Genomic DNA, 26,873 nt, shown 5'->3' with positions numbered 1-26,873 from the left:
AGTAGCACTGCAAAAAGCATGCAGTATCTTTGCAGTGACATTACACTAAGTATAAGACAGTTACGGCAGACGCTTTTCAGCAATACCAAGCACCCGCCAACTGCTTGGTGCTTACAAAATACTTGTGCGCTTCGTGAACTCCAGAATCTCGCGGATATAGCCAAAAGCAAGCCCCACTACCGTATCGGCTGCACCGTAGTATACAGCTACACGTTCTCCATCCTGCAATGCTGCGCAAGGGAACACCACATTGGGTACATCGCCTGCCAGTTCGTATGGAGCAGCCGGCGCAAGCAGATACTCACGGGTGCGGTAGAGCAACTTGGCAGGATTGTCCTTATCCAGAATAGCTGCTCCCATGGAGTAACGGAAACCGTTACAAGTGGTTATCACGCCATGATAGAACATCAGCCAACCCTCGTCCGTGAGGAACGGTACCGAACCTGCCCCTATCTTGGTACACTGCCAGGCACTTTCGGGGAAAGGCGTAGGAGCCATCACATGGCGGTGTTCGCCCCAGAATTTCATGTCAGGGCTGAAGCTAATGTAGATGTCGCCAAAAGGAGTATGTCCGCTATCGCTGGGACGGCTCAAGAGCGCATATTTGCCATCGAACTTCTGAGGCAACAACACACCGTTGCGGTTGAAAGGCAAGAAAGCATTCTCGCACTGGAAGAACTCCTTGAAATCGAAAGTATAGCCGATGCCGATGGTGGGGCCGTAGTAGCCGTTGCACCACGTAATCCAGTAGCGGTCCTCAATCCATGTCACGCGCGGATCGTATTTATATTCGGACTCTATCATGTCCGTATTCCCGGCCTTGAACTTGATTGGCTCATGCTCTATTTCCCAGTGGATGCCGTCCTTGCTGAAACCGGCAAAGATATTCATCTGCACCGCCCGGTTGTCACAACGGAACACACCGGCATAACCATCCTTAAACGGAACCACCGCACTGTTGAAAATGCTGTTCGACGACGGAATATGGTAGCGGTCTATTACGGGATTCTCCGAATAACGCCACATTACATCCTTACAGCCTGCCGGCCGTTCTTCCCAAGGCATTGTGATTTTGTTGCTCATAATTGCTCTATATTATTAATTGGTTATTGTTGTTTCTTCTCATCGGCATACGTAAATGGTATGAAGTACGTAATGAGGAACGCCGGAATGGTGGCAAACAGCGTGAAGGTAAAGAACGCCTCGTACCCCAACCAGTCGCTGACAAAACCGCTGATTGTGCCCGGCAACATCACACCCAGATTCATGATGCCCGAAGCAAAGGCATAATGTGCCATCTGGTGCTTTCCCGGCGCCACCTGCTGCATCATGAACAAAGTCAGTCCCACAAAACCAAAACCATAACCGAAGTACTCGAGCACGATGGCACTACCTATCAGCAACCCGCTTTCCGGCTGGTACATGGCAAGCAGGGTATACGCTACAAAAGGCAGATTGAAGATGCAGCACAGAGAGAACAGCGTCCGCCGCAATCCCCGGTGCGAAATGTAATAGCCTGCCAACAGTGACCCCAGCACAAAGGCTGCCGCCCCATAAGTGCCGTAGTACAAACCTATCTGCTGCTCATTCAGTCCCAAGCCACCTGCCGAACGCTCCGCCTTCAAGAAAAGAGGGACAATCTTCATGACAAAACCCTCGGCAAGGCGATAAAGGATAATGAACGCTATATAGTACCAGATGTGCTTCTTCAAGAAGAAATCCTTGATTACCGCCACCAACTGCTCCCACGTCTCTCTTGCCGACTTGGCGCCGGATGCGGCAGCACCGCCCGATGGCAGCATGCGCATGTGGTAGAAGCCAAGCAGCAGCATCACCGCCGCCAATATCAGCATCACCGTCATCCATGCATGCCGGGTAGCCTCGTGGCGGACTGCCTCTGTGGCACCCTCCACCCCACCGAAACCTACCAGCAAGGCACCTGCCAGCCAGACCAACCCGCCGGACGCCACAATCTTCGCTATATTGTAGAAGGCTCCCTGCCAACCGATATACTTGGCCTGGTCCTGCTTGTTCAGTTCCGACATGTAGACACCATCCGTAGCCACATCGTGCGTGGCTCCGCTGAAAGCAATCACTGCCAGCAGCGCAATGCATATCGCAAAAAAGAACGGTAACTGCAACGCCAAAGCCACCAGAGCAAAACCTGCTCCGGTAACCATCTGCGTCAGTACCACGAAAAACTTCTTCGTCTTGAACATTTCAAGGAACGGACTCCAAAGGAACTTCAGCGTCCAGGGCATCATGATGAGCGACGTCCACAGAGCAATCTGCGCGTCGCCGATGCCCATTCCCTTGAACATCAGCACAGAAACCATGTTCAGCACCACAAACGGCAATCCCATGGCAAAATATACGGTGGGGACCCACGATATAGGATTATGATTTTTTCGGCTCATCCCTTCTGTATATTATCTGTGTCACTTCAACGGTTCACTGCCCATAGTCAGCTCCAGCGTACCGCCGTCCACTATATCTTGATGCGTGAAGAATGGAGTCTCCAGCTTATTGCCGTTCAGCACAATGCTCTGCACATACTTGTTGTCGCGGCTATTATTATGGGCTATCACCTTGAACGACTTGCCATCTTTCAGATGAACGGTCGCCTCGTTGAACAGCGGGCGTCCGATGGAATATACCGGCTTGCCGGGGCATACCTGATAGAAGCCCATCGCATTCAGAATGTACCATGCAGACATCTGTCCGCAGTCTTCATTGCCCGAAAGTCCGTCGGGGTTGTTGAAGTAAAGCGTATGCAGCACCTCATCCACAATCTCCTGCGTACGCCAGGGCTGGCCTACGTAGTTGTAGAGATGGGCAATGTGATGGCTTGGCTCATTGCCGTGGGCATACTGGCCTATCAGACCGGAAATATCCACCGAGGTCGATTCACCTTCCAGCTTGGAATCGGCCGTGAACAGAGAATCCAACTTGCCGATGAAGGCGTCGCGTCCTCCCATCAGTTCTACCAATCCGTCCACATCGTGGGGAACGAACCAAGTCCACTGCCAGGCAGTGCCTTCGCAATAGTCATCGTTACGGTGATTGGATGCGCGGGGGTTAAAAGGCGTACGCCAGTTACCCTCACTGTCCAGTCCACGCATGAAGCGGGTACTCGGATCGAAATAAACTTTATATCCCTCGGCAAAGGCAGCATACTTGTCGCGGTTGGCTTCGTCGTCCAAGGCACCTGCCAGTACGGAGATGCACCAGTCATCGTAAGCATACTCCAGCGCTTTTGCCACGGACTCATTGTCTTTGTCGCAAGGCACGTAGCCAATCTTGTTCTTCCAGTACTTGGCCTGCGGCATCAGATGCGGCACAACCAAAGGATGGGTGATAATACCCGTCGTATCGTATTCTGCCGTACGGAGGCAAGCCTTGTAAGCCTCCTGCACGTCGAAGTTACGGTATCCCTTTACATAAGAATCCGCTATGAGGGAGGCTGCATGATAACCAATCATGGTACCCGTATAGTTTCCGGCCAGTTCCCACATAGGCAGGACGCCGCCCTCGCGGGACTTCTGGATGAGCGAACGGATGAAAGCCTCGTTCAGTTCAGGATCAATAATCGTCATCAGCGGATGATAGGCACGGAAAGTGTCCCATAAAGAGAAAATGGTGTAGATAGGCTCGTCCACCCTGCCTTGATGGGGCTTCAAGTCCATACCAAAGTAACGTCCGTCAGCATCGGTAAACAAGTTGGGCTGCATACCCGTGTGGTAAAGTGCCGTGTAGAACATGGTACGCTGGTCGTTGTCCTTCGTATCGATGTCAATCTTGGAAAGATAAGTGTTCCACTGCTGGCGGGCAGCACGGCGCACACCGTCAAAATCCCATCCGGAGATTTCGGCTTCCACATTCTTGCGGGCACCGTCCATATCCACGGCAGACACACCTACCTTTACCAATACCTCCTCATTGGGCTCCGTCTGGAATTGCAGTAAAGCTTTAGCTGTAGGCAGAAGCGGACCGCCTTCGTCCAATGCCATGGAGTCCGTGACCAGCGTATAGGTGAATGGTTTGGAGAACTTGGCATAGAAGTTGATATACTGGTCGAAAGCCCAATATACAGTCTTCTTGCGTCCACGGATTTCAGTATCGCTGATTACTTCCAGCTCCATCTGTTCATTCTTCTGGCGCTGGATACTGTAATCCAGGTCGAGGATAAAACCTGCATCTTCCGCTTTCGGGAAGGTATAGCGATGAATCGCCGCACGTTTGGTAGAGGTCAGTTCGGCTTTCACCCCGTAGCGGTCCAAAAATACGGAATAATATCCCGGTTCGGCTGTTTCATTCTCGTGGGAAAAGGCAGAGGCGTACGCCATCTGCTGGCTCTTCGAGCCCATGGAGTGGTAATCCTGCCGACCTACAGTGGGCATCAGCAGCACATCCCCGTAATCGGCACAACCCGTACCGCTGACGTGGGTATGTGAAAATCCGTTGATAGTAGTATCTGCATAGTAATATCCGGAGCAGGCATCCCACTCGTAGATACGCGTGTCGGGGCTGGGCTGAATCATCCCGTTGGGAACTACCGCTCCGGGATAGGTATGCCCATGTCCACCCGTACCGATGAACGGATTGACGTAAGACGCATAGTCCGGTGCCGTCTGGGTACAGCTGCAAACCGCCCCCAGCAGAAAAAGTCCGCCCAACAGTATGGAACTAGATTTCATGTTTTTCTTCATATTGTTTATTGTATAAGTAGGTGTATAGCTTCATAATAGAATCTTGTTATATGAGAATGCTTGAGGAGGGCCGCCCTATTACTTTGAGCAAAGCCCTCCTTTGTTTCATGTATGAAAAGGTTCAAGCATCCGTTTTCCGAAACCTCAGTTTACGGAAAACACGGCATCAGCGTACCTTCTTCATCGTATAGTTCTCACTCACGAAGTAAGGAACATCGGGGAAGATGTCGGTCTCAATCTCACCGCCTACATACTTATAGGGATTGATAGCCCATCTGTTGCCCAAGCCATAGATATGCATATCACCGTTAGGAGCAATAGCACCATCCATATAGTAATCATCATAGTTAGGATATGCTTTCCACTGGAAATTCTTGCTGTAAGTACCGAAATGCATCTTGTAGGTAGCAGGGTCTTCAGCATCGCCCTCATGAATGGTTTGCGGATAGATGAGCAGTGCACCGTTATAGTAATCGCAATGCATCGGATACTTACCGGTGATTTCGGGGAAAGTACCCCAGTTGTAAACCACATATCCGGTACCTTCTTCATCCTTCTCTATAATTACATTCTTCTCAAACTCCTGACTGCCTTTCCAATCCCACCAGCGAGGATTGCCTTCTTCATCCACATAGGTAAAGAGAGAGTTACTGGAAGTTACTTTCCACTCGCCGACCAAATCTTCATAACCCAACATTTTGCCCTGATAAGCTTCACCGATACGGCTCCAGTACTTGCCGCTCCACTCCACTTCATCATCAAAAAGTACTTTACTTATTTCCGAAAGCAACGTATAATACTGATACACCAGCGGTTTGGGATTGTAGAACATCTGAATGCCATAACCTTCATCTTTCACTTTCTGGAATTTGCTCTTGTCAAATCCACTCCAACCTCCGTTCAACTCATCATTAATCTTCCAAGGCAGCGGAGCATACTTGGATTTGGGCAGGTTCTCAAAATGAGACTCTTCACGGCCAAAGGCTCCCTCGGGATTCTGATTCTGGTAGTAACCGTAGGTCATATAGTCCACAATGTCACCTACCTTCATACCCTCTACCTCACCGTCTGGAGAGTCGAGCGAACCATATTCATACACACCAATCAACTTGTTGCCAAATACCTGGCGGCACTCATAAACCAAACGCGCGAAGTTGGCACGTGAGCGTGTTTCGAAGCCGGGGCTGGGATTGGAGTTGTTGTAGCTGGTGTACTCATCATCAAAGTCAATACCATCCAAGCCATAGATATCCAAGTAAGCTTTCAGTTCCTTGGCAAAGTCTTTGGCGGCAGCTTCCGAAAGGTTACCCATACCAGCCTCGTCATGGTTGCCAAGAATAGTCATAGCCACCTTAATGCCCTTAGCCTGCAAAGGACGGATGAACTTATCCGCATTTCTCAGCAAGAAGGAAACCTGGTCATTGCAGAAAACATGTACGCGACCGGTCTTGCTATCCACATTGATGTTGGCAGCAAAAATGCTGACTACATCAAAGAAAGGCTTTCCGTTGCTCTTCATGGTATATTCACCCATATTCAAGATGTTCTCGTCATTTACTTCCACAAAGCAATGTGTAAGTATATCACCCTTACTGATACTCTCAGGAATAGCAGCCAAAGGCTTTACCAAGTAAATATATTCCTGATTGTTTGTAGAAACTTCCACACCGTTATTGGCAGATGCAGAAACGGCAACAGCATAAGTCTGTCCGATTGTGCCTCCGGCATTGATATTCAGTTCCACAGAAGCCGACTTCTGTTCGCCCGCCTTGATAGTGGCAGTTCCACCGTTCGCCAGGCTCAGCTTATTGGCGGGATACATTTTATAGCTTGTTCCATTCTTCTTATTGTAAGCCTCCAAAACGTCTTCGTCCACTTTGAAGGTCACCGTAACATCCTGCTCTGCAGCTTTGCTCAGTTCAAAATAGAGATGTCCGGTAGCAACCTTGTCGCCAAAAACAGAAATCGGAGTAAGTTCACGTGCACCGGCGGCAGACTTTACATAGCCATACACGCCATCCACAGTATCCAGCTTATCGCTGTTGCCGGTGTTGATGACAACATCATCTTCACAACCGGTGAAGCATATTCCTGCACATGCAAAAGCCATTGCCAGCAAGCCTGATTTTACATGATTCATATATTTCATAATCAATATCTTTTTATTTGAATTAAGGTATAACTAAATTATTTAGCGGGCAGTTCCACAGCAGTCCAAGTCAATGATTCCACTGCAGTAGCATTGTTCTCATTTCCGCTATAATCGTGAATGGCAGTACCGGCGCCCTCATCGAACTTCCAGTAAGAAACCAGTCCGTCAGCATCCGGCTCTACCTGGTAGAAGTGGTCCTTTGCATTGATTTCTGCTGATGTCAACACCTTGTTCCAGATACGCACCTCTGAGATATTACCTTCCAACCAACGGTCACGATTGTATGAATGGCCAATCCAGAATCCGTTACCTTCATCGGTCATGGTCTGGCCCCAGTTCACGACTCCGCAGTCCAAAGTAGTCTCCAGCATATTCTTACCATTGATGTAGATTATAACTGTTTTTGCATCCGCATCGTAGGTCACAGCGATATGTGTCCATTCGTTTGTCGGAATAACCAGACTCTCATCGGTCACATTGCCGCTACTTGTAGCCACCTGCAACTGGTTTTGAGGAATTCCGGCATCACCGATGCGGAGCAGGAACTTACCTTCGATCCCCATAATGGAAGTCAGCATCTTGTCAAACTTGCTTACACGAATCAACGCTTCTGCCGTCAGCTTATTCATATTATTGGCTACATCTGGATTGGTCCAAGTTACGTAAACCAGATTCTTGGTAATATCAGGAACCGTATTAATCAATGCGGCACCCTTCAGCACGTAGTACATGGTACCGGAGCTCTTCAAGACTCCGATGCTTGCCTGGTCTACCGTAACCGGCAATACATATACCTTCTCACGGTCCAGCTCCGTCAAGTTCTTGAAGCTGACAGTGATGTCGTCTGAAATGACAGCACCGGCCAAAATGGTAGCCTGCGGAGTTTCTACCGTATAATAGTTTTCCGGCAGAGCCTCGGCTGTGTCATAATAGGTAGCGTTATAAGTAGCCACCAGTGAAGGGTCCGCCTTCAAGGCAATAGTTATATCCTGCGATTCAGGACGGGCCATTGAAATCCGGAATGAACCTTCCGTATCGGAAACAGTGTTTTTCAACAACACAGTACTGGTCATCGCCGAGCCGTTGATATACACCTGATTATCGAAATTCTCAACGTCATTATCATTACAAGCAGCAAATACACCTGCCAATAATGCCATCGATACTAAATATATACTTTTCAGTTTCATGATATTCTTTTATTTTTTAGGAGCAGGATTCATAATATTGATAGCTTCTCTCACGTATTGATAGGTATTGGTAGCATTGTAATAATCATTCTGCATGTTCTCAATAGCCAGACCAGCTTTTGTAAACTCTGCAGACGGTTCTGTCACCCAATAAGCAGCTTCCGACAGAGCTCTCAAAGCATTGTAATATCCGGTAGTCTTATCTGTTGTATCCAGAGAGACGGTAGATGCCGATACAATGAAGCGGTCAGCCGGAACACCGTCTGCCATCAAGGCCTGAAGCGCTTCTATCCCCAGTTGGGCAACATCCGTGACATCATTTGTAATCAAGATGATATGGTCACAAGAAGAGAGCACAGACTGGCCTATCAGGTTGGCAGGATACCCCTGGAACACCAGTTGCTTACCTGAATTGGCACTCTTCCAGTTGGATATCACACCGAAGAAAGTATCCTGATTTGCCTTTGCTTCAGCCTTGTCGGCTTCGGACATGTAGATAGGATTGCTACCACGATACTCGGCTACAATACCGTCGAAAGGTGCTTCAAGAGCTATCAGTCTGTTCAGCTCAGCCGACAGATAAGCCGAGAATGCAGATGTTTCTGTTCCTTCTTTCACCTTGTCGGTATGTTCCTTCAAGATATTGTCATAGCTGATGGAATAGAATACTTTCGTTCCCTTCTCATGTACATTTGCAATATCTTCCAATTCGAATTCCGCCAAATCGGGAGTAGTTGCGATAATTACGTCCAGGCTGTCGGGAACATCCGACATGTGCTGCCCGCGGCTGAAAGGAACTTTCTCACTATTATCAAACCAGCCGTATACAATCTTATGGTCAGAATTCTTGTATTCCCGCAAGTTCTTCAGATACTTGGCATATAGTTCGGGAGACTGTTCGTCGATTCCGGGTTCTTTCAGTTTAATACTCTCTGAATCCGTCCAGTCAGAGCAGGCAGACAATGCCAATACGGAAAAAGCTGCCAGCGCGATTCCTTTGAATGATTTCTTATATAATTTCATAATTATTCAGCATTTATTGTTATTATTTGCGTGCCCACCATACGTCAGTAGCCATGTTGTCCGGTCCACCCAGATAGCTGTTTACTGCCTCTTGCACGTTTTCAGTATTACTTGTATATTCTTCAGAAGGATAAGGCATACGGCGTGCACCTTTCTCGCTATCAACAATTCCACCACTCAAGTTACCTTCACTGGTTGCAGGCAACAGTTTGGGATAGCCTGTACGGCGATAGTCAGCCCAAGCTTCGTTACCTAACGGCCAATTCGCAATCCACTTCTGGGTAATGATACGTTCCTGTTTTTCTTCCTTGGATGCCCCTTCATTCCACTTGACAGTAATGGCTGAAAGGTTCTTTTCATAAGTATTAAGACCGGCGGGATCTTTGTAAAGAGCAGGTACACTGCTTTCATCAGCCAGATAGCTGTCTACACCGGTAGCTCCCCACTGTTCGAAAGAGAGACGGACACCTTGTTCATAAAAATCAGCAGCGGTTCCTTTCATGTTGAAACCATAGATTGCAGTGGCTTCAGCACGCAAGAAGGCAACTTCTGCCGCATTCATCCAAAGCACGGGATCAGAAGAGGAAATCTTCACACGCGAATAATTGATGAAATACTCTTTCATCTTACTGAGGTTGATACCGCGACGTAATCCTACATAAGTCTCTCCAGGCCATTTTGATTCCTCAAAATAGCTGGCACGACGATTGTCGTTGTAACCGTTCATGTAGCAGATGATGTCGGCAGCAGGATGGGTATCACCACCTGAAGCTTCTTCATTGTAACGTACTGCCACAAACAACGGATTGCTAATTGTACCGAAATACTTCCATGTAGCATTGTCTGCATTTGTTTCAATCAGACCCAACTCGTGATTCACTGCACTTTCAGCCATTTCTTTAGCCTTAGCAGGGCTTACATTGGCAATACGGATAGCCAAACGCAGTTTCAATGAATTGGCAAACTTCACCCACTTCTGTACATTACCACTGTACACGAAATCTGCAGAAGCAACCAACGCCGCATTTCTGTTTTCAGTCAGCACCTCGATGGATTCGTCCAGTTCCTTGAAGAATGCGTTATATACTTCTTCCTGCGTATCATAAGGAATGGTAATCTTGCCATCCTGACCGATTTTAGAATAAGGAATAGGACCATACGCATCAGTCACGCGACTCATGGCAGCAACCTTTATGATTTGAGCAATGGCATAAGGAACCGGATTATTGGTATTCTCCGATACTTGTTTCACTGTGCTCAAGTTACCGTAAAGTGTTGAAATGATACGGTCACTTATCAAGAACACACGCGTCCAGTCATTTGTAGCATTAAAATTGGATATTGTATTGGACCAGCCGGCATTTGAATCGGCAAAATAACCTCCCAACGGTCCACCCAACAAACAATCAGTAAACTGTGCCGTATTGACATCTGATGAGATAACCGTACTTGCCAAGTTACTCATGGCAGAACCCAGTGCATAATCATCCGGAGTCAAATCACCCGGTTGATAAGGATTGGAGTTGATATCCATATAATTGCCGGTACAGGACATAAAGCCCATAACCAACGGAGCAACAATCAATTTATTTATAATATTTTTCTTTTTCATATCGTTTGGTATTAAAATTTAAAGCTCAAGCTAAAGCCGATGTTACGCAAAGCCGGCATCATGAAATAGTCTATTCCCTGATAAAAGTTATCGGTAGAAGCTACACTTTCGGGATCGAAAGGAGCCTTGCTGTAAATCATCCACAAGTTGCGGCCTACCAACGAAACCTTGATATCGCACACATCATTCAACAACTTTCTGGGGATGGTGTAACCCAAAGATACTTCCTGCAGACGAACATTGGTAGCAGAATAAGTGTAGTATTGGGGAACAGACGTGCCGCTACCTACTACACCGTACCATGTTTCGGGGTTTACCTTATCTCTACCATTCACCAACACGTAACCTAAATCACGTGCATCGGCAGAAGCCTCGGACACACCGTAATAGTCCAACATAGCTTGTGTACGTGAGTAAACCACACCACCCAAACGGGCTGAAATCAAGAAACCTGCTGTGAAATTCTTCCAAATGAAGTTATTACGCCAAGCCAAATTACCTTTAGGAAGTACGCTTCCCAACTTGATGTATTTATCCGGGTCCGTTATGGCTTCCGTAGCAACCGTTCCATTTTGGTCCACAAAAATCTGTCCATTGGCATCACGTTTCATATCTCGCAGTGAGTAAAGGTCACCCATGCTCCCACCTTCTTTCAGCAAGAAGCGGGCATCACCTAAGCCACCCATATTCAACGTGCTCAAAGAGAACAGCTCACCGGTAACGGGATTGATGGCATTGTCTGCCAAAGTCAGGATTTTATTCTTGTTACTGGAGAAGGTTATACCGGTATCCCATGTAAAATCTTTCCAGGTATTCTTGTAATTCAGCGACAACTCAATACCGGAGTTACGTACGGCACCAGTCTGGATATACATAGCCGACCAACCGCTGACAGGCAACTGCGGGTTGAATGTCTGGTTCATAGTCTTGGCATTGTAATATGTCACGTCCAATTCAAAGTTCTTGAGGAAACGCATGTTCAAACCGATTTCCCAAGAATTGGTACGTTCAGGTTTCAAATTGTACAACGGATATTGGGTCGTGATACTCCACTGGCCGGAACTTGAATTCCATTCATAGTGAGGATTAGCCAAATATCTGGAGAAAGCACTACCAACAGATGCCCATGAACCACGAACCTTTATAAAAGAAAGATAATCTTTGTTCAAGTTAGGCATTAGCTCAGACAGTACAACAGAACCACCGACTGAAGGATAGAAGAATGATTTGCTGTTGGAGTTGGGACCTGCCAGCTGTGAAGGCCAGTCGTTACGTCCGGTCAGCGTCAAGAAGTAAGTGTTCTTGTAACCAAGCTCAGCCGAAGCGAAGAGAGACTGGGTCTGTTCACGCCATCCTTCCTGCAAACGCTGTGTCTTGCTGGCACTCAGGTTCTGGATGGCAAAGTAGTTGGTCAAACCTACCGGTTCGCCGCTGAAGGCATCGCCACCATCAGCAATCGGACCACGTGTTTTCATTGCATCCGAACGTATATCGGAGAATGAACCACCGACATTGGCCTGAAGTGACCAGTCTTCACCGAAATATTTGTTGATACTCACCAGGAAGTCTGCATACAACTGTTTGTCCTGCGTCTTGGTAATACCATAAAGACCTCGTGAAGAGCTCTCGGTGAGCTGTGTATTGGTAGAAGCATAGAACTTTTCTGTATAATCATTGTTGGAGTTATCCAAACGTACACGTCCTGAAACAGTCAGCCAGTCCAGAATCTTATAGCTCAAACCGGCATTCAGCATATAGCGGTCCTTCTTGTTCTGGCGCAGATTGCGGTAGTTAATCCAATAAGGATTCTGCATTACCATACCTTCGTCACCTACCGGCCAGTATTGCGTATAAATTTTACGGGCAGCGTCATAGCGCTCATACATGCTGATATCAGACCAGTCGTTGCTGCGCGGGAACAAATAAGCACCCACCAACGGGTTGTTGTAAGTACCCTGGTTCGTCATGTTCTGGTCATTCTGCAGAATATAGCTTGCACCGAAATCCAGAGTCATCTTGTCGTCCAGGAAAGTAGTGGTGTTACGTACCGTAAAGTTGTAACGGTTGTATTTGTTGTTGGGAACAATACCCTTGGAGTTTACAGCAGCAGCCGATGCATACGTCTGGTTTTTCTCTGTACCGGTTGACAAAGAAATGCTCTCTGTTCCTACAATACCCGTCTGGAAATAATCATCTCTCGGGCTGTAATTGTAGTTATTGGCTGCAGACAAAGGCGCTCCCCAGCTCATGGCTCCTGAAGTGCTCATCACACCACCGGTTCCCGTACCGTAACGGTTTTGGAAGCTCGGCATCACAAACGGATTGGTGAATTCAGTATTACTGCTGACAGTAAGGCTCACCTTACCTTCTTTACCTTTCTTTGTAGTAATGACAATGGCACCGTTGGCAGCTTCCGAACCATACAAGGCAGCAGCGGCGGCACCAGTCAGGACTGACATTGACTCGATGTCTTCCGGGTTGATATCGGCAATCGGTTCTGAAGATCCCTGGGAGTCGAACTCCTTACCTCCGGCAGTACCACGGCCAGAGAAAATAGGCACACCGTCAATTACATAAAGTGCATTGGAAGACTGCATGATAGATTTCGTACCACGCATCACTACCTTTGATACACCACCTACACCGGATGAAGAAGCATTGATGTTCACACCCGCTACCTTACCACTCAATGAGTTCACAAAGTTGGCATCTTTATTGGAAGTAATGGCATCTGTATTCACCTGCTGTACATTGTAGGACAATGCCTTTTCCGAACGCTTGATACCGAGTGCAGTAACCACAACTTCTTCAAGCTGTTGGGTATCTCCGGCCATCATTACATTAATCGGTGCATTACCTTTCACGGGGATTTCCTGCGTAGTATAACCGATATAAGAGAATACAATCACCGGATTCGTTTCCGTAGTGGTCAGCGTAAAGTTACCGTCGAGGTCGGTAATACACCCGTTGCTAGTACCTTTTATCAATACATTCACACCAATCAGAGGTCCCATGTCATCTGACACGACTCCGGTAATCGTCCGTTCTTTCCCTTGTTGGTTGCCCTCTTGAGGAGCAGCAGACTTCTCAGAAAGATAAACGATGTTATCCTCCACTTTATAGGAAATGTCTTTCCCTTTGAGAATAACATTCAAAGCATCTTCTATAGACGCATTGTTCACTTTGACGTTTTCTACCGGCAACGCAGCCAGTTTGTCGTCATAAAAAAATTGATACTTGGATTGAGACTTGATTTGTTCAATGACTGTCCCCAATGTGCCGCGAGACACATTCAGGTTTAACTGGGCAAAGCCCCACTGGATAGAAACTGCCATGAACAACAAAACTAATAAAGCCCGCATGAACGTCGAACTCCGAAAAGCATAATTGTCTTTCATAAACACAATTTATAGGTTATACAATAAATTACTTCGAGAGATTCATTCTCTCGCATTCCTATATAAAACAACAGACAATGAAAATACACTTACTGAAAAAGTATCTTTTTTATCATTAATCCTAAAAAAAAGAGTTACCCCGAAAACAAGTTGATATATCATTTTGCTCAATATTACTAACGAAGTAAATAATTATTTCCACCTGATTCAAGAAAAACACCTATAATACAGATAGTAAATAACAAAATGATATATCAACTTATTTTCGAGGCAACCCTTTTCTTACTATATTATTACTATTCTTTACTTCTTCAGTTCATTCGAGAAAGAATAAGGATAATCTTCCGGCTGCGTACCTCTCTTCATATTAGGCTGGCTGCCCATATCAAACCTCAAGGTACCGCCATTCAGCAAATCGCCATGCGTCAGATAATTCCTGGAATAATCCACGCCGTTCACCTTGAGAGACTCGATATACATGTTCTCCGGTGAGTTATCCGGAGCGTCAATTGTCAGGGACTTACCGTTCTCGAAATGGAGGGTAGCCTTACGGAACAGAGGGGCGCCCAATACATACTCGTCCGTACCAGGGCAAACCGGATAGAAACCAAGTGCAGAGAAGACATACCACGCGGAAGTCTGACCGTTGTCCTCGTCACCGCAATAACCGTCGGGACCGGCAGTATACATGCGGTTCATTACCTGACGAAGCCAATATTGGGCCTTCCAAGGTTCCCCGGCGTAGTTATAAAGGTAAATCATGTGCTGGATGGGCTGGTTGCCATGGGCATAGTTACCCATATTCATCACTGTCATCTCACGGATTTCATGGATTACCTGGCCGTAGTAGCTGTCATCGAACAAGGGCGGGACAATAAATACAGAGTCAAGCATCTCTACGAAAGACTCTTTTCCACCCATCAGGTCTATCAGACCTTGAGGGTCGTGGAATACAGACCAGGAATAGTGCCAGCTGTTACCTTCAGTAAAGGCGTCACCCCACTTCAAAGGAGAGAAAGGAGACTGGAACTGGCCGTCTTGATTACGACCACGCATCAGCTTGCTTTCCTTATCAAATACATTCCTATAGTTCATGGCACGTTCCGCAAAGAGTTTCTGCTCCTTCTTCGGACGGTTCAGTTCTTTTGCCATGCGGTAGATGCACCAGTCATTATAAGCATACTCCAAAGTACGGGCAGTGTTCTCGTTGATTTTCACATCGTAGGGAACATAACCAAGCTTGTTGTAATACTCATAGCCGAGGCGACCCGTAGAAGAGACCTCGGGATGGACATTCTTTGTACCGTTGATGAGACCTTCGTACAACATCTGCACATCCTCCACCTTCACACCTTTCAGATAGGCATCTGCCAGTACGGAAGCAGAGTTGTTGCCAATCATACAGCCACGGTGACCCGGACTTGCCCATTCGGGGAAGAAACCGCTTTCCTTATAGGTGTTGACAAGACCTTCCTGAATCTGCCTGTTCACCGACGGATACATCAGGTTGAGGAATGGGAAAAGACAGCGGAAAGTGTCCCAGAAACCGGTATCCGTATACATATAGCCGGGCAACACTTGCCCATTGTAGGGACTGTAATGAATCGGATTTCCCGCCTCATCCAGTTCATAGAATGCACGCGGGAACAACAAGGAACGATACAAACATGAGTAGAAAGTACGGTACTGGTCAAGGGTTCCGCCTTCCACATCAATACGGCCCAGCACCTTGTTCCAGGCATCCTGACCTTTCTGAACCAGTGTTTCCAAATTGTCATTGCCAAGCTCCTTCAAGTTACGGTCAGCCTGCTCAAAACCGATGAAAGAAGAGGCTACACGGGCATGTACCACTTCACCCTTACGGGTTTTGAAACCGATAACAGCACCGGCATGTCCGGCTTCCTGCTCAACCTTATTCTCGGTCAAGACGCCATCGGCTACAGACGCCTTATAAGTAAAAGGCTTGTCGAACTCTATCACGAAATAGTTCTTGAAGTTCTCGGGAACACCGCCGCTGTTACGGGTAGTATAACCGATAATACGATTCTGTTCCGGAAGTATCTTCACATAAGAGCCCTTGTCAAAGGCATCGACAACAATGTATGAATGATCATTTTCAGGGAAAGTGAAACGGAACAATACGGCACGGTCGGTAGGGGTGAACTCGGTAACCACATCGTGTTCGGCAAGATATACCTTATAATAATGAGGAAGTGCTACTTCGCCCTTGTGGGAGAACCAGCTTGCACGCTTCTCTTCATCAAACTCGGGTTTGCCAACCACCGGCATAATGGAGAACTGCCCGTAGTCGTTAATCCAGGGACTGGGCTGGTGTGTCTGCTTGAAACCACGGATCTTGTTCGCGGTATAGACGTATTGCCAGCCGTCACCCATCTTACCTGTCTGAGGAGTCCAGAAGTTCATACCCCAGGGACGTGCGATCGCAGGATAGGTATTACCGGTGGAAAGCTCGAAAGTAGACTGCGTGCCGACAAGAGGACTGACATACCGGGTAAAGTCTTTGGCATGCAGCCATAAAGCACTGCTCACAAAAAAAAACAATAGGATTAATTTTCGCATAATATTAGAAAGTTGTTAGTATTAAATAAATTCTTCTCGTCATATCTCGAATTTGTGCGGCCTTCCTACTTCATTGAGGAGAGGAAAACACTGTTCCCCACAATTTTATACTCCAATGGAATGGCATTCTTTATCAGATTCAGCACAGCCCCTACACTCTCTTTTTTCTTCAGTGTACCCGAGTAAGTCTTGCTTACATCTATGTTCGGTGCCAGAATTACCCTCACCCCATACGAATTCTCCAATGTACGCGCAATGGTGTATAGGTCAGCCTTCTCAAAGACAAACTCATTATTGTGCCAGTTTTCGATTCCCGTATCCACCTGCTTCACCACCAGACGCCTAGTCATTCCGTTCAGCTCGGCTTTCTGTCCGGGGGCAAGGATAATCATACCCTCGCCATGATTACCTTTCACCTCTACTTCGCCTTTCAAAAGGGTAGCTACTGCAGACATCTTAGCCTTGTCAGACTTGAGGTTGAAAACAGTTCCCAATACTCTGACCTGCATGACCTCACTCTGTACGACAAACGGTTTTTCCGGATTCCTCATCACCTCAAAATATCCTTCTCCTTCCAGATAAACCTTTCTTCCCTTCCCTGCAAACTCATGTGGATATTTCAGGGTAGTGTTTTTATTCAGCCAGACTTTGGTTCCATCCGGCAGTTTCAGTTCCTTAATCTTATCATGAGTGGTGACAGCCAGTAATGTTTCCGGCTGGCTATAAGTCTGATAAAAAAGATAGCCGAAAGTACCCAAAAGGAAGAAGCCCACAAATACGGCCGCATACCGTATCCACCCAACCATCCTCCGTACCTTGTATTGTTTCGTCTTCTCTTGTTCCAGCCTTTTAAACAATCGCTTTTCGGCCTTTTCTATGTCTTGTGTATTCGAAGTATCCCCCAGTCTCCCCAAGTGGTAAATCTCCTCCAGCCTGAACAATTCGCGTGCATTCTCACCCGACTCTTCCAGCCAGGCGTTCACCTCACGAAGTTCATCTTCCGTACATTCACCCATAAGGAACTTGGCCAATATCTCCTCATTCAACTTATTCATTCTTTCCTTCATTATGATAATAAAACAACGCTGCTCGCAAAAACACTTACTTTCCCGATGAAAAACAGAGCCAACATCAGGTTCAGATACCCCAGTTTATCACGCAGCAACTTCAAAGCTTTGTACATGTGGGCCTCCACCGTACGCAATGACACTCCCATTGTATCAGCTATCTCCTTATTCTTCATATCATGCAGATAGCTGAGTTTGAATACCATCCGGCACTTGTCCGGCAATTCATTGATGGCATCGGACAGCTTCCTCCTGAGTTCGGCATCCTCTATCCGTTTCACCACATCATTGCTGTCAGGTTGATAGAACTCAACCCTCTTTTTATGGATTTCGAGCATGACAGCCTCATAGCCACTCACAATGTCCCGATGCTTCAGAACGTTCAAGGCACGGGTATACACCGCCCTATACAGAAAAGCCTGAATCTGCTCTCCCACCTTCATGGTATCTTTCCGCTTCCACAGCTCCACGAAAACATCCTGTACCACATCTTCCGCATCTTCTTCCCCCACAATGCGTGTGGCATAGAACAGCAGGTTGGTATAATACCTGCGGAAAAGGGATTTATATGTCAAGTCGAAATGTTCATTCATATGTTAGCCGGTTATCGGGGACTGTACCATGCCTGACCTGGCTTATCCCCCATTTCAAATTCGAAAACACTTCCATCCATTATCTGTTCATGCGTAATATAACTTTTGTCATAGTTCTTACCGTTGAGTTTGACAGATTGAATGTAGCAATTTTCCTTGCTCACCGCCGGCGCCAGTACCGTAAAGGTCTTTCCACCGGGCAGGTGCATCTTCATTTCCGGATATAGGGGGGTACCGATTTCATATTTTCCACCAACCGGGTCTACCGGATAAAAGCCCATCGCACTGAACACATACCAGGCGGACATCTGTCCGCAATCCTCGTTGCCGCACAAACCGGCAGGAGTGTTCAGGTAGAGTTCACGCATCACCCGGGCTGCATATTTCTGGGTTTTCCAAGGTTGATCCACAGCATTGAACAGATAGATGACGTGATGGCTAGGCTCATTTCCATGCGCATACTGGCCAATCATCCCGGTGCTGAAAATAGGCAACTCATCATCTGCAGAAGGATTGTAAGTAAACATACTGTCCAGCTTCTGGGCAAACCGTTCCTTACCTCCGGTCAAAACTATCAAACCGTCAATATCCTGCTGCACAGACCAGAAGTATTGCCAGCCGTTGCTCTCGCAGATGTGCGGAGTATAGTCGTCCGGCGAGAAGTTCCGGATAAACTCTCCCTTGTCATCACGGGGCTGCATGAAAGAACTTACCGGATTGTAGACATTCCGGTAATTACGGGAACGCTTATAAAACTCGTCCGCAACCTCCTTATCGCCCAGCTTCTCTGCCATACGGGCTATACAATAGTCATCATATGCATATTCCAGTGTTTTAGAAAGTGACCAGTTTTCCGAATTATACTGATCTGTCACATTATAAGGAACATAGCCATATTTCTTATATAACCCAATGCCACGATAGGAATCGATATTGGCAGTAGCTACACAAGCCTCCAAGGCCTTTTTCGCATCGAAGTCCCCAATACCTTTCAGATAGGCATCTACAATAACCGGCACAGAGTGGTAACCTATCATCATATCTGTCTCGCCCCCCTGAAAATTCCATACGGGAAGGCGGCCGTTCTGTTCGAAGAAGGCGAGGAAGGACTTCACCATATCATTCACCCGTTCCGGCTCAATAAAAGTATAGAGAGGATGAGCCGCACGGTAAGTGTCCCACAAGGAGAAAGTACTGTAATTTGTCCAGCCCTCTACCCGGTGCACTTGCTTGTCGGGACCGTAATAGGCGCCGTCCACATCACTGTAAATGGTAGGAGCAATCATCGAATGATATAAAGCTGTATAGAACTTGACTTTCTCATCGCGGTCATCGCATTTTATTTCTATCCGGGACAATTGTTCGTTCCAATCATCCTGCACAGCAGCCAGGTATTTGTCGAAATCATCATCAGGTACTTCTGCTGCTAGATTACGTGCCGCCCCTTCCATACTTACACCGGAGATGGCAGTACTGACAAGAATCTGTTCTCCTTCCTTAGTCTGAAAGTCGAATCGTGCAATGACAGATGTTCCTATCCGCTTGCCTTCTTTCTCTATGGCAGCTGTATCGAGCTGCATCGCAGCAAACGGTTTGGAGAAACGTGTACGGAAGTAGAGGCGCTGGTCGCGTGCCCAACCGTCAGAGTAACGGTAACCTTGCACCGTTACCGAATCGACGGCTTCTATGTGAGAATCATTGGTAAAATCCCAATTCATGGCTTTCCGCAAATTCAGGAAAACGGCAGCATCGGCTTTTGGGAAAGTATACCGCTGAATGCCACAACGCTCGGTGGCCGTCAACTCTACATTTATATTATAATCTTTCAGACGCACCTGATAATATCCAGCGCTTGCCGACTCTTCCGAATGAGAGAACAAAGAGTGAATGCCGAGCGGAGCTTCCGCCTCCTTATAAGGCAATGTCACCGGCATAAAAGAGATGTCATACAAGTCACCAGCGCCGGTTCCGGAGAGATGGGTATGGCTGAAGCCTGTAATGGTACTGTCCGGATAAAAATATCCGGAAATACGGTCCCAGCCCGGCAGTCCGTTGTCAGGACTGAGCTGCACCATGCCAAACGGCGCCTGGGCACCCGGATAGGTGTTTCCAGTAAAATCTGTACCGATAAAGGGATTCACAAACTCTGTATAAGACACACTCTTCACATCCGACACCTGCGAGGTGCATGCCAGAAAGGATGAAAAGACCACAAACAAACAACAAGATTTTATCAAATTCATAACATTATAGGGTTAACGTGTATAGTATAACAACCTAACCGGATAAAACACTTACACATCTTGTCACTTTTCTACAGAATTCATGCAAACAAAAGTAATACAAAATTCCGATTAATCCTCTTTTTTATTTTGTAAAAATATACTTTACACTATCTTTGTCACAAAAAGTCACAATGAATTACACGACCTATCTTTTCGACTTTGATTATACGCTTGCTGATTCTTCCCGCGGAATCGTCACTTGTTTCCGCAACGTACTGACCCGTCACGGATATACAGAGGTGACGGATGACGACATCAAACGTACTATCGGCAAGACTCTGGAAGACTCTTTTTCCGTCCTCACCGGCGTGACAGATGCCGGACAACTGGCAGGATTCAAGGCAGAATACCGAAAAGAGGCCGATACGCATATGACTGTCAACACGGTGCTTTTCCTGGAAACCAAGTCCGTACTGACTGCACTGAAGGACTCCGGCGCCCGCATCGGAATCATCTCGACCAAATACCGATTCCGCATCAAGGAACTCCTCGACCAGCATTTTCCTGAAGATTTTATGGACATCATCGTGGGTGGTGAAGACGTGAAAGCCGCCAAGCCATCTCCCGAAGGGCTACTCCTTGCCATTAAGCGGCTACATGTCAGCAAAGCCGAGACCCTCTATATAGGCGACAGCACGGTAGATGCGGAAACAGCCCAAGCGGCCGGAGTAGACTTTGCTGGAGTCACCCACGGAGTAACCACTGCCAAAGAATTGGAGAAGTACCCACACCGGAAAATAATGAACACCTTGGAAGAACTGCTGGCAGTTCAGGAGGAGTATCCTTCCATATTCAAGATTGAAAATCCCATCCGGCCGGAAAACGCGCATGCCACTTCTCCCCGGAAACAGAAAAGGATAAGCGTCTGGCAAATCCTCCTTCTAGTGACACTCTTCTGGCTGGCTATTGAAGAGCTGGACATGACCGACGACAGCAACTTCTTCCCGGTTGTTTTCATACTGACATTGTGGGGTATCCTCCAAAAAAGAAGGATACTACCCAACAAAGCAAAAACTTTCATCGACTCATGGTGGCACCCCTGCGCAGTACGCTTACGCGCATTTCACATCAAGCTGATACAAGGGAGAAAAACTCCTCCCGCTGGCAACGAAACCTGCACCTGCCTGAATTGTGGCACCACCTATACCGGCAACTACTGTAACCGTTGCGGACAAAGCCGTAACACTCCACGCTATCGGTTGAGCAACGCGCTTAAAAACATTGCCGGAGGCTTCTTCAATATAGATAATGGCTTTGGACGTACCCTTCTGGAACTCCTCTACCGTCCGGGATACATGATTAGAGACTTCATCGGCGGTAAGCGTGTAGAGTATTTTCGCCCGTTCCAGACACTCTTCATTCTTGCAGCCCTTTATATCATGGCTGTACAACTGGTAGACCCGGAAGCTCTGAGCAAAAAAGAAAAGACGGAAAAGACAGAGCAGACAGACAAAGAAGAAATCATTGCCGCTAAAGAGAAGCTTACCAAAAAGATGGAGAAAACCTATAGCAAAGAGGAAAAGCGAGCCCTCGCCATCACTATAAAAAGCCTGGAGAAAAGCTTGAACAAACTGGAAGAGAAGAACGACTCCACTTCTGCCACACAGGTATCCGAACAGAACAGCGATGATGGCGACCTCATCGATGAATTTGTAAACGACACCTCGGAAGTGGGAGACAGACTGGAAAAAGTCTTCCAGAACTCTCCTTTCCTAATGAAAGTATGGAATCTGATGAAGAGCTGGGGACACGGAAACAAGGCATTCCGCATCATTGCCACACTGCCTTTGTTTGCACTTGCCACCCAACTTGCCTTCCGACGCCGGAAATATAAGTTAAACTACAATACCACGGAGCATGTGTTCATACAAGCCTACATAGCTTGCCAGATACTCCTGCTGAGCATCATCGTGCTGCCTTTCAACGGGTACGCAAAGGTAGACGATTTGTATGAGCTGCCTTTATGGCTTATTTTCGTCCTATTCTGTTGGGATTACAAACAATTGTACCGCTGCACCTGGTGGAGAAGCTTTTGGCGCACTATCCTCATGCTGACTTACAGTCTTGTGCTACTCGTCATATTCGCGTGTCTTGTAATGGCGCTGATGCTGGCCGGTATCTATGTTCTGAAATTCATTTTGTAACAGAAACCATCCCTACACGGACTGTTTCTCCTTGATGAAACAGTTTTTCTCCAATAATCTAAAAGTACAATCTGCATTAAAAGAACAAAAAAGCAAAAGAACATTTGTCTATTTAGAATAAAAAGAGTACTTTTGTGCCCGATTATTCCGCACCGGGTTCGACCAAGTGCTTTCTAAGTGATTAGAGACCACCCGACGGAGCTAACTTATACATTATATATAAGAAATGTACGCAATTGTAGAAATCAACGGTCAGCAATTCAAAGCAGAAGCTGGCAAAAAGCTGTTTGTACACCACATCCAGAATGCAGAAAACGGTGCAACAGTAGAGTTTGACAAGGTTCTTTTGGTAGACAAAGACGGCAACATCACCGTAGGTGCTCCCACAGTAGAGGGTGCAAAGGTTGTTTGCCAGGTCGTATCAAACATGGTAAAAGGCGATAAAGTTCTTGTTTTCCACAAGAAAAGAAGAAAAGGTTATCGTAAGTTGAACGGTCACCGTCAACAATTCACAGAGTTAACAATTACAGAAGTAGTAGCTTAATCAATTAAAACAGTAAGAAGAAATGGCACATAAAAAAGGTGTCGGTAGTTCTAAGAACGGCCGCGAATCACAGAGCAAGAGATTAGGCGTTAAGATATTTGGTGGCGAAGCTTGCAAAGCAGGTAACATCATCGTTCGTCAAAGAGGTACTGAATTCCACCCGGGTAATAACATCGGTATGGGAAAAGACCACACTCTTTTCGCTTTAGTAGACGGAACTGTACAATTCAAAGTGGGCAAGGAAGACAGACGTTCAGTTTCTGTTATCCCTGCAGAAAATGCAGAAGCATAAGTTTCCGAACAAGAAATAAGGAAAAGGGATGCAATCCGAATAGGTTGCATCCCTTTCTTTTATGTCAAAAGCAACACTTTATTTGTTTTTTCCATATCTTTGCACTCACAAAACCGAATAACATAAAAACAAGTATAAGATATGCTTACCATCAAACAAATTACAGAAAACACCGACGCGGTTCTCCGCGGACTGGAAAAGAAGCACTTCAAGAATGCAAAAGAAACCATTGCACAAGTGCTGGACTTCAATGACAAAAGAAAAGCCAATCAAACCATCCTAGATAAAAACCTGGCAGAAGCCAACTCACTCTCCAAATCCATCGGACAACTGATGAAGGAGGGCAAGAAAGAAGAAGCAGAAGCCGCCAAAAGCCGCGTGGCCGAGCTGAAAGAAGTCAACAAGGACTTGCAAGCCAATACGGACCAGGCTGCCAACGATTTGCAGACTTTGCTTTATACCATCCCCAACGTTCCCTACGACAGCGTGCCTGAAGGCGTAGGTGCCGACGACAATGTAGTAGAGAAAATAGGTGGTATGGAAACCGAGCTGCCCAAAGACGCCCTGCCCCACTGGGAACTGGCCAAGAAATATGACTTGATAGACTTTGACCTGGGTGTCAAGATTACCGGTGCCGGCTTCCCCGTATACAAAGGCAAAGGCGCACAACTGCAACGCGCACTCATCAACTTCTTCCTGGACGAAGCACGCAAATCCGGCTATACGGAAATAATGCCGCCCACAGTGGTGAACGCCGCTTCCGGCTACGGCACGGGACAGCTGCCTGACAAGGAAGGGCAAATGTATCATTGCGAAGTGGACGACCTCTACTTGATTCCTACCGCCGAAGTCCCCGTAACCAACATCTACCGTGATGTGATTCTGGACGAAAAGCAGTTGCCCATCAAGAACTGTGCATACACACAATGTTTCCGCCGTGAAGCCGGTTCATACGGGAAAGACGTACGTGGCTTGAACCGCCTGCACGAATTCTCCAAAGTGGAACTGGTACGCATCGACAAACCGGAACACAGCAAACAATCCCACCAGGAGATGTTGGACCACGTGGAAGGTTTGCTTCAAAAGCTGGAACTCCCCTACCGCATCCTGCGCCTTTGCGGTGGCGATATGAGCTTCACGGCTGCCCTCTGTTTTGACTTTGAGGTGTATTCCGAAGCACAGAAACGCTGGCTGGAAGTAAGTTCCGTCTCTAATTTTGACACTTATCAAGCCAACCGTCTGAAATGCCGCTACCGTACGGCAGAAAAGAAAACAGAGCTTTGCCATACGCTGAACGGTTCCGCACTCGCTCTGCCACGCATTGTTGCCGCCTTGCTGGAAAACAACCAGACTCCAGAAGGAATCCGCATACCAAAGGCATTGGTTCCGTATACGGGATTTGAAATAATAGACTAAGGCCATAATAGTCACGTGCAGCAATACGCCTTTGACACTTTCTTTCGGGCACGAATTACATGAATTTCACAGTTGCGGTTAGCAAAAAACGTGAAATCCATGTAATTCGTGCCCGGAGTTTTATCATGACAAGCTTCTCCTGCGCAACTACAAAGTATTCTTCAAAATACGTGCAAACACCTCCTCGCGGAAATTACGTGCCACCGGAACAGTATGCCTCCCAACTATAATCCGATTGCCATCTATCATCTCAATCTTTTCCAAATTTATCAGATATGATTTATGGACTTGCTGAAATACTCCACCAGGAAGAGCCTCTATCATACGCTTCATGGTAGAACGTACAAGCAGCTTTGTGCTTTCCGTATAAATACAGACGTAATTTTCCAGCCCCTCCACCACCAGAATATCCTTAAACAACACCTTATGCATCTGACGGTCTGAACGGACAAATATAAAATTATTAGCTTCATCCGGCCATTTCTCCTGCTGCAAAAGACCATGTACTTTATTCACCGCTTTCAGGAACCGGTCAAACGAAATCGGTTTCAACAGATAGTCCGTAACATCAAGTTCATAACCTTTCAATGCATACTGCTCATAAGCGGAAGTGATAATCACATGAGGCGGATGGGCAAGAGATGCCAAGAGTTCAAGCCCCGAAAGATAAGGCATTTCAATATCCAGAAACAACAAGTCCGGCTGCTCAGTCTGCAAAAGAGTGTTCAACTGCATAGTATCTTCACATACACCCATTAAAGAAAGGAAATCCACCTTTTCCACATAGCGTTGCAATCCTTCACATGCAGTAGGCTCGTCATCGGTTATTACACATTTTACCTGTTTCATCCTATAATTCTATCACAAGTTTTACTCTAAACAAAGTATCTCCTCTATTTATGTCCAGCGTATGACGCTCCGGATATAGCAGCTCCAGCCTGCGCCTCAGATTTTCTATGCCGATTCCATGTTTTCCTTTCTGGTGCACTAATGGTTCCGGTATAGAATTTTCAATACTAAAACACAACTTGCCTTCTTTCAGACACATATCCATAGCTATAAAATAGTTCCCTCCCACATATTTGAAAGCATTCTCCACCAACGGTACAAACAACAATGGATAAATCTCAACCTGCGCCTCCATTTCATCGAAATGCACCTGCAACTGCAGCCGCTTCGTAGCACGAAGTTTACATAGGCTGATGTATTGTTTCAGATATTCCACTTCCACACGGACTTGCACTTTCTCCCCATCATTGTATAATTGGTAACGAAGCAAATCGGACAATTGCTCAAGAGTATGCCGCGGAGCCTCATTATTCTCATCTATCTGAAAATAAACCGTATTGAGTACATTAAAAAGAAAGTGTGGATGATATTGCGCTTTAAGGAATTTCAGTTCTGTCTGGAGCTGGTCATTTTTTATCTTCTCCAACTGCAGGCGTTGAGCTTCATTTTCCTTCTGTATCATCTGATTACGCAAGAATATATAAAAGAAGCCGCCAAGCAACATACTGACTATGGCCGGAACAGGCACATCGTATAAATCAAGACTTACCCCCATCAAAAAGCGGATGACCCACATCGTCAGAAGACACCAGACGGGAACCGTCAGGACAACTACCCCGTATTCCTGCCACCATACCAACTTCCGCTTCCGGCACAAACGAAGCCAATACTTCAATAGAAAAAAGATAGGATAAGACATGAAGAGTACCACAAGCATATCCTTCAGCATGAAATTCCACTCATTACTTTCCCAATAGTATTCATGTTTCGGAATATCATTCGCCACACGAATACACAGAAAAAGAATCACGGCAAATAATGCCGGCACCAGCCACTTGTTCCACAGTCTGCCCATAACA

At 46.6% G+C, this 26,873-nt stretch carries 18 protein-coding genes; 4 read left to right on the top strand and 14 right to left on the bottom strand.

Annotation, left to right across the window (positions count from 1 at the left end; genetic code table 11):
* Positions 1–111: 111 nt before the first annotated feature.
* From DW096_RS15285 to DW096_RS15230, 12 genes are all read right to left on the bottom strand, one after another.
* Complete coding sequence (locus tag DW096_RS15285; RefSeq protein ID WP_009037046.1) at positions 112–1,083, bottom strand: glycoside hydrolase family 130 protein; 972 nt, start codon at positions 1,081–1,083, stop codon at positions 112–114.
* A gap of 23 nt (positions 1,084–1,106) precedes the next feature.
* Complete coding sequence (locus DW096_RS15280; RefSeq protein WP_005835491.1) at positions 1,107–2,417, bottom strand: MFS transporter; 1,311 nt, start codon at positions 2,415–2,417, stop codon at positions 1,107–1,109.
* Between the two features lie 21 nt (positions 2,418–2,438).
* A complete protein-coding gene (locus tag DW096_RS15275) occupies positions 2,439–4,709 on the bottom strand; it encodes a GH92 family glycosyl hydrolase (protein WP_057256631.1) in 2,271 nt (756 codons plus the stop codon).
* 166 nt (positions 4,710–4,875) lie between these two features.
* Entirely contained in the window at positions 4,876–6,858 is a 1,983-nt protein-coding gene (locus DW096_RS15270; RefSeq protein WP_120028801.1) for a BT_3987 domain-containing protein, read from the bottom strand.
* 38 nt (positions 6,859–6,896) lie between these two features.
* Positions 6,897–8,051 (bottom strand): DUF1735 and LamG domain-containing protein, encoded by a 1,155-nt coding sequence (locus DW096_RS15265; RefSeq protein ID WP_005828870.1) that lies wholly within the window; start codon positions 8,049–8,051, stop codon positions 6,897–6,899.
* Between the two features lie 9 nt (positions 8,052–8,060).
* Positions 8,061–9,074, bottom strand: coding sequence for a glycoside hydrolase family 18 (locus DW096_RS15260; protein ID WP_057282035.1), 1,014 nt, complete (start codon positions 9,072–9,074; stop codon positions 8,061–8,063).
* Positions 9,075–9,096: 22 nt separating this feature from the next.
* The gene (locus DW096_RS15255) at positions 9,097–10,686 is read right to left on the bottom strand and encodes a RagB/SusD family nutrient uptake outer membrane protein (RefSeq protein ID WP_005828876.1); all 1,590 of its coding nucleotides are present in this window, start codon (positions 10,684–10,686) and stop codon (positions 9,097–9,099) included.
* A gap of 11 nt (positions 10,687–10,697) precedes the next feature.
* Positions 10,698–14,084 carry a TonB-dependent receptor gene (locus DW096_RS15250; protein WP_016272633.1) on the bottom strand — a complete coding sequence of 1,129 codons (3,387 nt, stop codon included), beginning with the start codon at positions 14,082–14,084 and terminating at the stop codon, positions 10,698–10,700.
* A gap of 303 nt (positions 14,085–14,387) precedes the next feature.
* Positions 14,388–16,664 carry a GH92 family glycosyl hydrolase gene (locus DW096_RS15245; protein ID WP_057097194.1) on the bottom strand — a complete coding sequence of 759 codons (2,277 nt, stop codon included), beginning with the start codon at positions 16,662–16,664 and terminating at the stop codon, positions 14,388–14,390.
* Positions 16,665–16,729: 65 nt separating this feature from the next.
* Positions 16,730–17,719, bottom strand: a complete 990-nt coding sequence (locus DW096_RS15240) for a FecR family protein (RefSeq protein WP_005835480.1) — start codon at positions 17,717–17,719, stop codon at positions 16,730–16,732.
* Between the two features lie 11 nt (positions 17,720–17,730).
* Positions 17,731–18,324: an RNA polymerase sigma-70 factor gene (locus DW096_RS15235; protein WP_005828885.1), complete on the bottom strand. Its 594-nt coding sequence runs from the start codon at positions 18,322–18,324 to the stop codon at positions 17,731–17,733.
* A gap of 11 nt (positions 18,325–18,335) precedes the next feature.
* Positions 18,336–20,567 carry a GH92 family glycosyl hydrolase gene (locus DW096_RS15230; protein ID WP_117866265.1) on the bottom strand — a complete coding sequence of 744 codons (2,232 nt, stop codon included), beginning with the start codon at positions 20,565–20,567 and terminating at the stop codon, positions 18,336–18,338.
* A gap of 173 nt (positions 20,568–20,740) precedes the next feature.
* Here DW096_RS15230 and DW096_RS15225 point away from each other — a divergent pair, with 173 nt between their 5' ends.
* The 4 genes from DW096_RS15225 to serS all read left to right on the top strand — a co-directional run bounded on the left by DW096_RS15225 (position 20,741) and on the right by serS (position 25,005).
* Complete coding sequence (locus DW096_RS15225) at positions 20,741–22,753, top strand: HAD-IA family hydrolase (RefSeq protein ID WP_120028802.1); 2,013 nt, start codon at positions 20,741–20,743, stop codon at positions 22,751–22,753.
* 226 nt (positions 22,754–22,979) lie between these two features.
* Positions 22,980–23,297 carry a 50S ribosomal protein L21 gene (gene rplU, locus DW096_RS15220; RefSeq protein WP_005828892.1) on the top strand — a complete coding sequence of 106 codons (318 nt, stop codon included), beginning with the start codon at positions 22,980–22,982 and terminating at the stop codon, positions 23,295–23,297.
* Positions 23,298–23,319: 22 nt separating this feature from the next.
* On the top strand, positions 23,320–23,589 hold the full coding sequence (gene rpmA, locus DW096_RS15215) for a 50S ribosomal protein L27 (RefSeq protein ID WP_005828893.1): 270 nt from the start codon (positions 23,320–23,322) through the stop codon (positions 23,587–23,589).
* 141 nt (positions 23,590–23,730) lie between these two features.
* Positions 23,731–25,005: a serine--tRNA ligase gene (serS, locus tag DW096_RS15210; RefSeq protein WP_117962689.1), complete on the top strand. Its 1,275-nt coding sequence runs from the start codon at positions 23,731–23,733 to the stop codon at positions 25,003–25,005.
* 147 nt (positions 25,006–25,152) lie between these two features.
* On the opposite strand, the gene DW096_RS15205 is transcribed toward serS, so the two are convergent.
* Both DW096_RS15205 and DW096_RS15200 read right to left on the bottom strand, forming a co-directional pair.
* The gene (locus DW096_RS15205) at positions 25,153–25,854 is read right to left on the bottom strand and encodes a LytTR family DNA-binding domain-containing protein (RefSeq protein WP_005828898.1); all 702 of its coding nucleotides are present in this window, start codon (positions 25,852–25,854) and stop codon (positions 25,153–25,155) included.
* Position 25,855: 1 nt separating this feature from the next.
* Positions 25,856–26,869 carry a sensor histidine kinase gene (locus DW096_RS15200; protein ID WP_005828900.1) on the bottom strand — a complete coding sequence of 338 codons (1,014 nt, stop codon included), beginning with the start codon at positions 26,867–26,869 and terminating at the stop codon, positions 25,856–25,858.
* Positions 26,870–26,873: the final 4 nt, after the last annotated feature.

The organism is Bacteroides sp. AM07-18, assembly GCF_003602695.1.
Taxonomy (GTDB): Bacteria; Bacteroidota; Bacteroidia; order Bacteroidales; family Bacteroidaceae; genus Bacteroides; species Bacteroides uniformis.
The sequence above is the reverse complement of the archived record's forward strand: the minus strand, read 5'-3'. Positions and strand labels throughout refer to the sequence as shown.